Source organism: Streptomyces sp. NPDC005728, assembly GCF_040630895.1.
Classification (GTDB): Bacteria; Actinomycetota; Actinomycetes; order Streptomycetales; family Streptomycetaceae; genus Streptomyces.
The window spans coordinates 1-12637 of sequence record NZ_JBEXYL010000161.1 but is presented as its reverse complement, the minus strand read 5'-3'; the positions used below and the strand labels follow the sequence as shown (position 1 = coordinate 12637).

Here is a 12637-nt window from a genome sequence, read left to right as displayed (position 1 = left end):
ATGCGGGCCAGCAGGCGCATCGCGAGCAGTGAGTGTCCGCCGAGGGTGAAGAAGTCGTCGTCCGTCTGCCCGGCGCCCTGGGCGAAGAGTTCGTCGGGGTCGGTGCTCCGGCAGGCCGCGTGCTCGGCCCATTGCGCTCTGGTCATCATGGCTCCCCCTCGACTTCCCTCGAGCGACCCTACGTTGCCCACCTGACACAACGTTCATGAGCTCCGGTTGACTCAACACCGTGGGAAGCAAAAGGCTGGGCGGGCCGGGTGGTGGGCCCACGGTGGTGTGTTCTCGTACGGGATGAGGCATGCAGCATGATGTGGGCGTGATCACCATTCATCTGAAGTATGAGATCGACGCCGACAAGCTTGAGGATTTTGAGGAATACGGCCGGCGCTGGGTCGGGCTCGTCAACCGGTTCGGCGGTACGCACCACGGCTACTTCCTGCCGAGTGAGGGCGACAGCGACATCGCCTACGCTCTCTTCTCCTTTGCCAGTCTTGCCGCGTACGAGCAGTACCGCACGGACAGCATGACCGACCCGGAGTGCCAGGATGCCTTCGAACTGGCTCGTAACACAGGCTGCATCAAGCGGTATGAGCGCCGCTTCCTGCGGCCGCTCGATGTCATGTCCTAGGCCAGGACTGGGCTTGAAGACTGCCCAGGGTCTGGAGGGACGCCGGTGTCTTCACCGCGCTGCTGGAAGGCCTGATCGCCGAGTCCGCCCGTCAGGGGCATACGGAGCGACGGGGCGGATGCGGGCTGTTGGCAGACAAGTGACTATGGACAGCAGGAGTGGACCTGTACAACGGACGGCATGCGCATACGTCGAGTACGTCGGGTGGCAGTCATGGGAAGTCTGGTCGCCGCGCTGGTGGTTGGCGGGTCGGGGATAGTGACGGCGGCAGCCGGTGCACCGGCTGCCGCCGCCCCGGCTCCGTGTCCGGAGCGTGCGAGCGTGGAGGTGTTCAGGGAAGGCGGCATACCGCTGGTGGACTGGCGGGAGAACCTGGAGTTCGACGGGCGTGGCACGCTCTGGGTCTCGCATGTGACCAAGCACAGGGTCGAGGGCTACGCCCCTGACGGGACCCTGAAGACCAGCTTCTCCGTACCCGGTCCGGGCGGCATCCGGCGCGGGCCGGACGGGATGATGTACGTCAACTTCGGTGTGAATCCGCTGACGCCGCGCGGCGGCATCATGCGGTTCGACCCGAGCGCCGCCCACCCGGAGCCCCAGAAGGTCGTGGAGGGGATATCGGGTATCAACGGCCTGGCCGTCGACGTCCACGGCAACTTCTACGTCGGCCGCGAGCTGGCCACCGGCATCCTCAAGTTCCGGCAGGACGGCACCGAGGACGAGGAGTGGACGAAGAAGGCGAACATCTTCGGCACCAACGGCCTTGAGATCGTCGGCGATCAGTTGTACGCGAGCGTCATCACCAACACCTCGTCCCCGGTCGTACGGATCCCCCTCGACGACCCGGCGAACCACACCACGATCACCAACCTCAGCCCGAACCCCTTGGACATCAAGCTCCTTGACGACCTCACCTACTTCGGCGGCAACCTGGTGGTAGCGAGCTTCCGCGACGGCCAGCTGATCCAGGTGAACCCGGCGACCGGCCGGTCCTGTGTCCTGGTGGACGGCCTTCGGATGCCTACCAGCGTCCGGATCGCCCGCGGATTCGGCGGCAACGACCCACGGCACGACCTGTTCGTCGTCGAAGCGTCGGGCCGCATCCTCAACGTGAGGGTCGGCTAGGGCCTGTGTGTGGTTGTGATCGATCTTCGGGTTCCGTCCCGCGCGGGAACGGAACCTGGCAGGACGCTGGGTGTGACGCCCAGGCAACTCACGTACAGGCAGTGGAAGTTCATCGAACCTACCTGCCGGCCGCGGGGTTCGGCCCGTACCCGGAGCGGCTGCGGGAGCAGTTCGAGGGAGTGGTCAGGCGGTTCTGGTCCGCCGCTCAGTGGCGGAGATGCCCTGTGAGTTCGGTCCCTGACCGACGAGTTACGGCCGTTTCCGGGTCTGGAGCGACGCCGGCGTCTTCACCGCGCTGCTGGAAGGCCTGATCGCCGAGTCCGCCCGACAGCCCGCAGTTCGTTACCGTGTTGCAGAAGGTGCGGGTCCGTCTGCCTGTCGGCCGTCCCCGCACCCGGCCCGGCGCGGTCGCCGGAGACAAGACATCCCACGCCACCGAGCGTCAAGCAGCCGCTGCGACATGTCCGGCTGAGGGTTGTGGGAAGGCGATTGCTTCGTCATAGGTGCCCTGTCGAGACCATGAACTCGAGCCCCGGACGGTGCTTCTGCTTCGTCCTCCAGGTAAAACCGCGAACCGGCTTCGAAGACAGCACCGGCACCGGACCCAGGTCCCGAGCCGGCCAGACGACCTCCGACCCGTTGACCTGCCAGGCAGCCGTCCAGCGACTCGCCCAGTTGTCCCGCATCACCAGCCGCGTACGAGCCTCATCCAGGCTCCCGTACGGCGACATCAGCTCGTCCAGGACACACCGGTCGGAACGGACCTGGCCGGCAACCAAGAGCGGTCACAACCTCGCAGTGGCCGCAGCTTTGACTAGAAGACTCCCATCGCCCCAGGTCAGAGGCACTCCTCACCTCTTTGATCACATTTCGGACAGGCTCGTTCGTGAAAGCGCGAGGATGACGCGCGTCACGATCACGCAGCCTTCCATGCGGCGGTCGTTTTCCCAACTGCTGGGATTTGTGCGGCAGTTGACGCTCAATGTGTTGGTTTCGTGATGCACGGGCCACACCGGACCCGGGTCGGCCAGAGTATGCAGAGCAGGTCATGTCTCATCACGCTGGACTGGCGAGAGGACACCCGAATGGCAAGACGAATGGACCGGCGGGGGACTGCCCTTTGCAGGGCTGCGGCCATCGCCTTCGCGATGCTCACCGCAACGGTTGTACAGGTAAGTCCGGCCGCTGCCGCCGACGAACCCCCGATCTGCGGACGTCAGATCGGAGGTGACATCCGGGCGAAGTACATCGCCATGGGCGGGGAGGGATCGCCTTTAGGCTGCCCGACATCGGATGAGCTGACCACCCCGAACGGTCGCGGCAAGTACAACACGTTCATCGGCGGGTCGATCTACTGGACCTCGGAGACCGGAGCCCACCCGGTATGGGGCGCCATCCGGGACAAGTGGCGCGACTTGGGATGGGAGGGCGGGAAGCTCGGGTTCCCCAAGGATGACGAGCTGACCAACCCCGACGGGCAGGGCAAGCGTCAGGAGTTCGAGGGCGGCACCGTCTACTGGCACCCAAGCCGCTCCAACGGTGCGCATCCGGTGTGGGGAAGGATCGGGGACAAGTGGGGTGCCGCTGGCTGGGAGCAGGGACCGTACGGCTATCCCGTCACCGACGAGATCCCGGGGCTGAACTCTGAAGACGGGTACGCCCAGCAATTCGAGAACGGGCCTATCGGATGGGCTCCGGGCGAGGCCGACAACCCGCAGTGGCAGCGAGCGAGAGCCAAGCACATCGACGGCAGCGCGAACCCGGGCGATCAGGCTCAGAGCGCAACCTTGTTGCCCAAGGGAGCCGACCGCGGGATCGTCCTGGTGCGCGGCTTTATCGCCAACACCACCGCGTTCTACGACCAGATCGGCGAGCACCGCTCATTCAGCACCGATCCGGAGGCCGGAGCCAAGGGAACCATCGCCTGGGACACCGCCACGGGGCAGGTGGGGATCTATATCGAGCATTCGTGCTTCCGTGGGCTCATGTGCTGGGATGCCAAGCCGCTGGTCCGCACGCAGCACGCGAAAGAGAACACCGACAGCAATGACATCGAGCAGAACGAATATTGGGTTGAGCCGTACGGCAACGGGGGCGCCCGTATCGATGTGTCGCTGGTGAACGGGTTCTCGTCCTCAGGTATCCCAGAGTTGATCAACTTTGGAAGGATCAACGCAACCTTCTGGCTGACCCCGCATCAGTACGTCCCGGGCGGAGTCATCAACGACACCGAGACATTCGACGTCAAGACGACCAAGGACAAGTTCCCCTCATGGGAGGTCCTGCGCTATCCACACCTGAAACCGACTCCCAGTGCATCCGAAGTCCATTGGCTGGGCCGGGTCGGACAGACCGAAATCGGTGACCTGAAGGGCGCTCAGCACACGTGCACTCGGGCGGGAGAGAACTCCGATGACCCTTCGATGAGCTGCGAATGAAGGCCAGAGCGTGAACACGCCGAGGCCCGTCCCCTGGAGATCAGCGGGTTCGGGCCTCGGCGCAGTTCAGCCTCGATCCACCGACCGGTCGGTTGTGGGGTCTGGAAGGTCTCCTTCTCCACCCGCCACCGGGAAAGCCGGCCGTCCTGACCAGGGTGCGCAGCGGCACCGGCACGGTGGAATGGCAGCGGTAGCAGGTGAGTTCGTAGGTCGTACGGTTGCGTCGGATCGGCAGCTGACGGTGTCCCGGCGCGGGGTCGGCGAGGTCAGTGACGGCCCAGTCGTAGTAGCGGTGCCCCCTGGCGCCAGTCCCTGCCGACAGCTTCTCCCAGGCCCGCATGGGCAGCTTCGCGGCCAGCGCGTCGGCGCGGAACTCCCTGCCTTTGTGGTGGCTTCGGCCGAGCACGCCACCGCAAGCATGTAGCCCAGGCCGCGTTCTTCGAAGGCCGCTCGCAGTTTCGGGTTGCCGCCGTGGACCTCGTCACCGGTCGCCCAGCCGATGTGGTGTCCGGCGTCCAGGAACCGTTCGATCATCATGCGGGCCAATTCCGGCTTGGTGGCGAAGACGGTGTCCTCGCCCAGCCCGGCGGCCCGGCAGCGATCCGGGTCGCAGGTCCAGGGGACGTGTACAACTCCCGGTCCACCGCCACGTGCCCGGGCTCGCCCGCATAGACGAGATAGACGGCGACCTGGGAGTTGTCGCCCGGTTGGCGGTGCCGGTGTACTGGCGCTGGACCACCCCGACGGTGTGCGTGCCCTTCTTCACGTCCCCGGTCTCGTCCACGACCAGCACCGCCGCCTCGTCGTGGAGATGTTCGACGACGTACTCGCGCACATTGTCACGCACGGCATCGGCATCCCAGGACGCCTGGCACAGCAGGTGCTGCATGCCGTGCGGGGTCGTCTCACCGTCCCACTGCGCGATCGTCCAGCAGTTCTTGCGCGGCAGGTCCGACAGCAGCCCCAGCACCAAGTCCCTCACCCCGCGCCGGGGCTCCACCCGCGAGAACCGGACCGCTGTCCGGCCCATCAGGGCCTCGAACGCCTCCTGCCAGCGGGCAGGGTCTACGCTGTGACCAGCGGCCACCGCAAGATCGTTAGTCTTCACACACCGATGGTCAGCGGTGGCCGCGTCCTTCCTGCAGTCGGTCCCCCAGCAGGTTCGCGCTGTACGACTGGAGCACCAGGTCGCACTGATACCAGGTACCTGGCTTACCTCCGAGGTGGGCGGGGTCGGCCGGGCCGACAGGGACGAACTCGGCTTTGGTCAGCACCTTCTGGGACGCGGCGTTCTGGCGGGCCGTGGCCGCCCGCAGTGTGCGCAGCCCGTGCTGGGCCGCCGCCAGCCGGCACAGCTCCCGAACGGTCGCGGTCGCCAGGCCGCGGCCGGCGACGTGCTGCGCGACCCGGTAGCCGAGTTCCGCAGTGTGGTCCCCGATATCGACCAGGTTGAACCTGCCCAGTACCGAGCCGTCCTCGGCGACGAGCACGTAGAAGGCGCAGATGCCAGCCTCCTGCTCGGCCAGCAAGGCGTTGTACCGGTCGGTGAACTGGTCGAAGAAGTCGTCGCCGCGGTCGGAGACCGAGGCAGCGAAGTAGGCGCGGTTCGCCACCTCGAAGGCCAGGACCGCCGAGGCGTGGTCGGCATGCAGCCGCTTCAGCTCGGGCATTGCTCGACTTTACGCAGATGGTGCGCCGAGGTCACCCGATTTCCGCCAGCGGCCGACAGCCCAAACCCCAGGGCACATAACGATCTACGGCTGGAGTATTGGGAGCGGCGCGGCAACCCACAGCACGGTGAGTACACGCGCGTTGTTCGGCAACTACAAGTTGCGACCGCCGTTCCCGCGCCTGCAGCCTTCCCTGGACTCCGTCACGGACCTTGCCCCGGGAGACCTGGACCCCCGGCGCTGGGGCACCACGGCCATCCACAGGTGCAGCGTCTGCGACCGCCCGATGGAACATGTTGGGCTCCAGCAGATGTGGATCTCACTGCGCGTGGCCACTGACGTATTGCCCCTGCTGGTGAACGCCTGCTCATCGGCGTGTGTCGCCGCCCTGCCCAGCGGTGCGCACGACTACATCCCCACGCCGCACAAGGGCGTCCGAGTCGACCAGCCGCCGTCCGACTGGGGCTGACCGGCCCAGCACCGCTTCACCAGCTGGTCGGTCAGGGGGAGGCGAACACCGACGAACGACTGGAACCACCACTCAACAGATGGGACCAGTCCCTGACCGAGACACGAAGGAAGGTGGACACGGCCCTCGCCGCGTCAACTCAGTGGTCTCCGAGGGGATGGGCGGAGTCGAAGACGGCAGTCAGGGCGGCGACCAGGGCGAGGCCCTCGATGGCGCGGATGCGATCGGTCGTGCTGGGTGTGCTCCGCATCTCGGATTCGAGGGGTATGCGGGGCGGGCGGCCACTTGCCGATGCTGCGGGCGCCCCCGCTCGCCCAACTCGACACGCAGGTCTCCCGGCAGCAGGAGTCCCTCGACCCAGGAATTCCCGCCTTCCGGGAGATCGTTGCTCGCACCACTGCGGTGGCCGCATCGCCGGAGCCTGCGTGACCTGGACGGTTGTCACCTCCGGCGATGCTCAGAGGACGGTGGCACCGAGGGAAACCGATCGGCCAGAGCGCGGCGCTTGAGGCGAGCTTCATCCACGCGGATGATCTACACCACCCCGCCCCCGGCCACGGGCCACGCTCTACGGGCGGCGGGCCAGCAAGTGAGCGTCGAGGAAGCCCCGCTCGGAGGCCGGATCGTGGAGCATCCGAGCCACCGTGACGAGCCCGGCCCCGGCCAGCAACTCGGCAAACTGCTCCGCCGGCCAGCTGTAGGCGGGCGTCACCTTGTGATCGAAGAGGACCGGCTCCGGTCCCTCGGTCCCGAAGAAGGACACCAGGAGCAGGCCCCCCGGTGCCAGGACACGCACCTGCTCAGCGAGCAGCGCGGGCAATTCCCCAGGTGGGGTATGGATCATCGAGTAGTGGGCCAGCACTCCGCCGAGCGCGTCGTCCTCGACCGGCAGGGCCTCCATTCGCGCTTCGTCGAACCGCAGCGCCGGATGGGCCCGCCGGGCGTGGTCGACCATAGCCGGGGAGAGGTCGAGCCCGAAGGCGTCCAGCCCCAAGTCGTGCAGCATGGCCGTCAGATGACCGGGTCCGCAGCCGACATCGGCTGCCCTCAGGTTCCCCGTATCACGCACGAGCTCGGCGAAGGTGCCGATCATGTTCCGCGCAAACGGCTGCGTCTCCAGCCGATTAGCGAACATGGACGCATACAGCTCGACGACCCCGTCGTAGGCCGCCCTGGTCTCGTCCTGGTGTTCCAACACGGGAAGGAAACTAACACCCGCGCCGTTCACAGCCGTTCTCCGGCCCCCTACCGGCCCTTCCCTCGGGACTTGTCGTCCCGTCACCTGATCACGGGACGCCCCCCCGGTGGTTCGGAGAAGGCAGGACCCCAAGGTCTTGAGCGGGAGGCAGAACGTGTACCGACGCAAGCAGCGGGGACAGCGCTGCCGGGCCGCCATCGCCCGGTCCAGCGCCCACTCCTGGGCGAGCGTCGGCGTGCGCTTCAGACGGGCGGACTCCACGCTGTAGAGCCAGGCCCGGGTGGGATGGATGCACGGCTGGTCAGGCCGGTAAGCGCAGTGCCTGCAGCGCCGGACCGCGACCGGGTCGTGTCCGCCGGGGCTCAGCCCCTTCTCCCGTAACTGCCGCCGGGTGAGCAGACCGGGGGGACTGCCTCGCGGTCGTGCTCAGAAACCAGCGGGTTCGCAGAATCTGAGGGCCGCCTGGTCGGGAACGCGCTGACGGAGGGTGGGTACTGTTTCTGATCTGGGACCGGTGACGAGCTGGTGGACGACTCGTTGAGCCGACGTGATCGATGGTGTGACGGATCTAGATGATCGATTCCAAGGGGTTCAGTGGTCGTAGGCGGTCAGTGCGCGCATGACCGGCCGGCCGCACATGAACCTGGCTCCTCATCAGGCCCCCTTGGAATCGATCATCTAGGCTGGCGCGGTGACTGATGAGCAGGAGCGGGTGCAGCCGTCGGGAGTGTGGGCCACGGCTGTGGGGGTGGCCAGGGTGCGGGCGCTGGAGACCGAGCGGGAGAACGCGCTGTTCCGCGACCCACTGGCAGAGGCCTTCGCCACCGCCGGCGGCCTGTGGCCCTCCTCGCCGCCGCTGCCCGGTGACGAGGCCGCGCGACGCCGCCGGCTGGCCGTGTCGTTCTCCATCGTCATCAGGACGAAGTTCCTCGACGACCTGTTGCAGCAGGCCTCCGCGTCCGAGGTCCGGCAGGTCGTGCTGCTCGGCGCCGGCATGGACAGCCGGGCCTTCCGGATGGACTGGCCCGAGGGCACCCGGCTGTTCGAGGTCGACACCGCCGCGCCACTGGACTTCAAGGCTTCGGTGCTGCGCCAGGAGCGGGCCGTCGCACGCTGCGAGCGGATCACCGTCGCGGTGGATCTGCGTGAGGACTGGCCAGGCGCGCTGGCCGCCGCAGGGCACGACCCGGCGGTGCCGACCGTGTGGATCGCCGAAGGACTGCTGATCTATCTGCCCGAGGACGCGGTGGAGCTGCTGCTGGCCCGGATCAGCGCGCAGTCGGTGGCAGGCAGTCGGATGGGGCTGACGTTGGGCTCGCGCGGCGTGATCGAGCGCTTCGGCGCGGACGCCGTGCCGGGATCGGCGGCGTCCATGTGGGTTTCGGAGATGCCCGACGACCCGGTGGGTTGGCTGGCCGGGCACGGCTGGGAGGCCAGCAGCCACACCCTGCGCGAGCGCGCTGCCGCCTACGGCCGCCCGATCAGCACCCCGCCGCAGCGCGAGGAGCGGCCCGGCGGACTGATCTCGGCGGTCCGCCGGTAGAGCGCCTCCCGGTTCCCCCGATGATCGATTCCAAGGGGGCCTGATGAGTGGAGCCAGGTTCATGCGCGGCCAGCCGGTCATGCGCGCACTGACCGCCTACGACTAACCTCGCCGTTTCGGTTGGGCTGAGGCGGCTGCGTTGATCATCAACTGTTGGGTGGTCGAGGCGATTCTGTTGCCTGGGCATGGTGGAGTCCCGACGCAATGGTCCGCTGTCACACGAGTCGTCCTGTCGCGCTCCAGCCGACAGATTCTCACCCGACCTCATACGGGGTGGCAGACTCTTACCGCGCCACGTGCTGAGTGTCGGCATTTGCGCGTTGGCCGGCACTCCATCGCGGGTCGACTCAGCGGGCCGTGTCGAACTCGCGCACTACCTGTGGCAGAGCCTTGAGGACCGTGGTGCTGTGATCGAACTCGCCGACATCACTGAGCTGTTGGTCAGCCCCATTGGCAGTCAGCTGGCGCTGGCAGTGCAGGGAGTTCACAAAGGAGACGTCCTTGTCGCCCCTGGCGTGAAAGAGGTGCACTGGGACGTCGGGCCGCCAGTCACACGTGCTGTCCATCACCTCCAGTTTGCGTCGCAGATCCCCCGTGGGGTGGCGCACCCTCTGAAGGAACTTCTCGGTGAACAGTTGCTTCGAGGTCTTGGGCAGTGCGGCCGCGAGCTCCGACGCCTTGTGGTCGCCGTCGAACAGCGTCTGTACCGTCTTGTCGTAAGGGGCTCGGAACGCCTGGTCCGGGGCGCCGTACAGGCCATACATCCGGTTCCACGCGGTCGCGAAATAGGCGAGGTAGAGCGAGGACCGTTCGACCTTGTCGTCGGCTGCGGCGGCCTCGAAACCGCTCAGGTCGAACGGGCCGGCGACCGGGGCGAGGACACCCGGACGGAAATACGGATCGACGCCCTGCTGCAGGGCCCGCCCGACCAGCATCGTGGCGGGGCCGCCCTGGGAGAACCCGCTGATGAGTACGCGCCGGTCGAGGCCGCGACCCTCCCTGCGGGCGAACGTACGTGTCGCCCGCAACGCGTCCACCGCAGCGGTAACGGTCGCCTTCGGGTTTCCGTACGGGTGGATTCCGGGGCCTTTTCCCAGGCCGAGGTAGTCCGGGGCGGATACCGCGTGCCCGGTCGAGGCGAACAGCAGCGCCGTGGCCCGGTCGGGCGATTCGTCGTTCACCGAGGCCACCTCTCCTCGGTACACCTCGGTGCCGTGCAGCCAGGACACGACCCGAAGGCCGCGTTCGTCGTTCTTCGGCATCGCGACCAACTCGCTGGCCGTGGTGGGTGCGCCCTTGAAATCGACGGTGCGATACACGATCCGGTGAGCTCGCACGCCGTAGCGGACCTGTGTTGCATCGATACCCGCCTTGGCCAGGCGGGCTGCGACCTCCTTGGCGTCCAGGTCCGCCACGGGGGTCACGGAGACCACCGAACCGCGCGTTGCGGGACGCTGGTGAGCAGGCGAGGAAGAGCGCTGGCTGTCGTCGCACCCAGCCCCCGCCAGTACGGTCACGGCACACACCAGGGCGAGCGCGGCGTGCTTGGCTGATCTTCCGTCGAACCGAGAAATGTTCATGGCTGGACTCTGCCGTTCCCGGCACACTCGGCGCATTGCAACCAACACCCCACTCACCAGGGGGTTTTCCCTACCCGCGTGGCCAACCCTGAGCGACTGGTTCATGGCCTGGTACCCGGGCAAGCTGAACGGTGCGGGCCCGGAGCCGGCCAACTGCGACGGTTCGGTACAGCGTGACGACGGCGCGGAAAGGGACACGAAAGCAGACGAACTCGTTGAGGACACAGTGTGAGAGAAGCCCATCCGTGCTGGTCAACGCCGCACCAAGGGGCATCGGAAACGAGAACCTACAGGGACCGTCACCCTGGCAGCCGCCCTCGCGGTCATTCCATGGCACAGCATGATTCCGGACGCCACGACGTCCCATGAGGGACTTTGAGCCGACTCAGGCTGGTGGACGGGACTCCGTGTTGTGACTGGAGTCGAGGGAGAGGGAGGGGCGGGTTGGGCGGCGCGGACGCAGCCGGGGGTCGGGGCGCGCTTGCCTGCGCTGCGCGTTGGCCGGGGCCGCTGTGCTGCGTCGCCGTCAGCGTGGCCGGCGATGCAGCCCCGGTGTCCACGTCGCCGTTGTTCTCTGTCGGAGACCAGGCGTCCGCCTCCACATCCGTCAACGTCCTGTCGGCCCCCGCCGACTGAGGCGCACCTCAGCATCGTGACCTGCGAGGTCCTGTACCGCACTGCTGGCGCCAGTGCAGGGCCTCATGCGGGTATCCGCGCGGCTCGGATGTCCATCCACTGGCGGAGGCGGCTGCTGTGCCACATTTCCTGCCCGCAGCTCACTGCACCGTGAAGCACGGTGGTGATGCCGTCGGCGTTCGAGCGGCTGTCGACGAGCAGACCTCCGGACGCCAACGCATGCGCGTGAATTCGGGCGATTTCTGCCGAATGCACCTTATCTCCCCATAAGCTCCTGATGACTGCTCATCATCACTCGGAGGAGAAGAACGCTTTGAGCAAGATCGTGCTCTTCGGAGCCAGCGGAACCATCGGCAGCCGGATCCTGGATGAGGCCCTTCGCCGTGGTCACCAGGTCACCGCAGTCGTCCGTGACCCTGCCAAGCTCACCAAGGGCGCCCCGAACCTGACCGTTGTCACCGGCGATGTCCTCGACCCCAAAGGCGTCGCTGAAGTGACCAAGGGGCAAGACGTCGTCATCAGTGCGGTGGGGGGCGGTGGCGGCCCGGGACACATCGCCACCATCAGGCCCGCCGCCGAAGCCCTCGTCGCCGGGGTGCGCATGCTTGGTGGGGAGGCTCCGCGCCTGATCGCGGTCGGCGGCGCCGGCTCATTGCGCAAGCCAGACGGTAAGCAGGTCTGGGACGCAGAGGGCCTGCCGGAGTTCCTGCTGCAGATCATGCACGCCCACGGCGATGCCCTGGACTTCTACCGCACCGTCTCCGACGTGCGGTGGACCAACTGCAGTCCGGCCGCCACGATCGAACCAGGTGAGCGCACGGGCACCTACCGCACCGCCATGGACGACCTGATCGTCGCCGAGGACGGCAGCAGCCGTATCTCCGCAGAGGACTACGCCGTCGCCCTACTCGATGAAGTCGAGCAGCCCCGGCACATTGGTGAGCGCTTCACCGTAGGCTACTGAGTCGCCCTGTCGCCTGGCCCGGGACCTCCGACCGAATTCCGGGGCTCCTCTGTTGGAAGCTGTGTCATATCTCGTGGTTGGTGACACTCTGCGAGGCGCGTGCATCTGCGGACAGCCACGTGTCCCTCGCAGGCGCCGCCGTTTCACGAGCGGCTGCCGTGGGCCTTGCTCTCGGCTTCCTCCCGCTCCCGCGGTGCTTCGGCCTCGCGGGCCTCCGGGCAGCGGCTGGAGTGGTGGCGCCGGCACTGACGACGACCCGCCGGTCGACGCGCACCCCGACACTTCGTGACCCCTTCCGCGAAAGCATCATGACCATTCGGATGCACCCTCTCGAACGGGATCCTCGGATTCCGGGTGAGCTGGACCGCCGGTCGAGGCGGCGCCAT

General features: G+C 67.1%; 11 protein-coding genes and 3 pseudogenes. 7 read left to right on the top strand and 7 right to left on the bottom strand.

Features of this window, described 5'->3' with window-relative positions; translation table 11 throughout:
• On the bottom strand, positions 1-146 hold a 146-nt coding region (locus ABZ471_RS45090), incomplete at its 3' end, for a phosphopantetheine-binding protein (RefSeq protein ID WP_359074971.1).
• Positions 147-316: 170 nt separating this feature from the next.
• On the opposite strand from ABZ471_RS45090, the gene ABZ471_RS45085 reads away from it, so the two are divergent.
• The 3 genes and pseudogenes from ABZ471_RS45085 to ABZ471_RS45075 all read left to right on the top strand — a co-directional run.
• Positions 317-628, top strand: a complete 312-nt coding sequence (locus tag ABZ471_RS45085; RefSeq protein ID WP_359074970.1) for an NIPSNAP family protein — start codon at positions 317-319, stop codon at positions 626-628.
• A 321-nt stretch (positions 629-949) separates the two neighbouring features.
• Positions 950-1753, top strand: coding sequence for a hypothetical protein (locus ABZ471_RS45080; RefSeq protein ID WP_359074967.1), 804 nt, complete (start codon positions 950-952; stop codon positions 1751-1753).
• Between the two features lie 72 nt (positions 1754-1825).
• A pseudogene (locus tag ABZ471_RS45075) lies at positions 1826-2175 on the top strand (transposase); the annotation flags it as partial.
• 441 nt (positions 2176-2616) lie between these two features.
• Here the strand turns inward: ABZ471_RS45075 and ABZ471_RS45070 are convergent.
• Positions 2617-2757 (bottom strand): hypothetical protein, encoded by a 141-nt coding sequence (locus tag ABZ471_RS45070; RefSeq protein ID WP_359074966.1) that lies wholly within the window; start codon positions 2755-2757, stop codon positions 2617-2619.
• 144 nt (positions 2758-2901) lie between these two features.
• Here ABZ471_RS45070 and ABZ471_RS45065 point away from each other — a divergent pair, with 144 nt between their 5' ends.
• The gene (locus ABZ471_RS45065) at positions 2902-4191 is read left to right on the top strand and encodes a hypothetical protein (protein WP_359074965.1); all 1290 of its coding nucleotides are present in this window, start codon (positions 2902-2904) and stop codon (positions 4189-4191) included.
• A 98-nt stretch (positions 4192-4289) separates the two neighbouring features.
• On the opposite strand, the pseudogene ABZ471_RS45060 reads toward ABZ471_RS45065, so the two are convergent.
• Positions 4290-5221, bottom strand: a pseudogene (locus ABZ471_RS45060) (IS701 family transposase); the annotation flags it as partial.
• A gap of 88 nt (positions 5222-5309) precedes the next feature.
• Positions 5310-5861, bottom strand: a complete 552-nt coding sequence (locus tag ABZ471_RS45055; RefSeq protein ID WP_359074964.1) for a GNAT family N-acetyltransferase — start codon at positions 5859-5861, stop codon at positions 5310-5312.
• A gap of 127 nt (positions 5862-5988) precedes the next feature.
• Here ABZ471_RS45055 and ABZ471_RS45050 point away from each other — a divergent pair, with 127 nt between their 5' ends.
• Entirely contained in the window at positions 5989-6330 is a 342-nt protein-coding gene (locus ABZ471_RS45050; RefSeq protein ID WP_359074963.1) for a hypothetical protein, read from the top strand.
• A 568-nt stretch (positions 6331-6898) separates the two neighbouring features.
• On the opposite strand, the gene ABZ471_RS45045 is transcribed toward ABZ471_RS45050, so the two are convergent.
• Positions 6899-7528 (bottom strand): class I SAM-dependent methyltransferase, encoded by a 630-nt coding sequence (locus tag ABZ471_RS45045; RefSeq protein WP_359074969.1) that lies wholly within the window; start codon positions 7526-7528, stop codon positions 6899-6901.
• Positions 7529-7705: 177 nt separating this feature from the next.
• Positions 7706-7894, bottom strand: a pseudogene (locus tag ABZ471_RS45040) (hypothetical protein); the annotation flags it as partial.
• Between the two features lie 361 nt (positions 7895-8255).
• Here ABZ471_RS45040 and ABZ471_RS45035 point away from each other — a divergent pair.
• A complete protein-coding gene (locus ABZ471_RS45035) occupies positions 8256-9071 on the top strand; it encodes a class I SAM-dependent methyltransferase (RefSeq protein ID WP_359074968.1) in 816 nt (271 codons plus the stop codon).
• Between the two features lie 347 nt (positions 9072-9418).
• On the opposite strand, the gene ABZ471_RS45030 is transcribed toward ABZ471_RS45035, so the two are convergent.
• A complete protein-coding gene (locus ABZ471_RS45030) occupies positions 9419-10486 on the bottom strand; it encodes a hypothetical protein (protein ID WP_359074962.1) in 1068 nt (355 codons plus the stop codon).
• A gap of 1114 nt (positions 10487-11600) precedes the next feature.
• Between ABZ471_RS45030 and ABZ471_RS45025 the strand changes: the two genes are divergently transcribed.
• The gene (locus ABZ471_RS45025; protein ID WP_359074961.1) at positions 11601-12251 is read left to right on the top strand and encodes an NAD(P)H-binding protein; all 651 of its coding nucleotides are present in this window, start codon (positions 11601-11603) and stop codon (positions 12249-12251) included.
• Positions 12252-12637: the final 386 nt, after the last annotated feature.

Bases quoted from the DNA above. Each gene is read 5' to 3' on its own strand.
- ABZ471_RS45065 (WP_359074965.1), top strand. From the start codon at position 2,902: ATGCTCACCGCAACGGTTGTACAGGTAAGTCCGGCCGCTGCCGCCGAC.
- ABZ471_RS45055 (WP_359074964.1), bottom strand. From the start codon at position 5,861: ATGCCCGAGCTGAAGCGGCTGCATGCCGACCACGCCTCGGCGGTCCTG.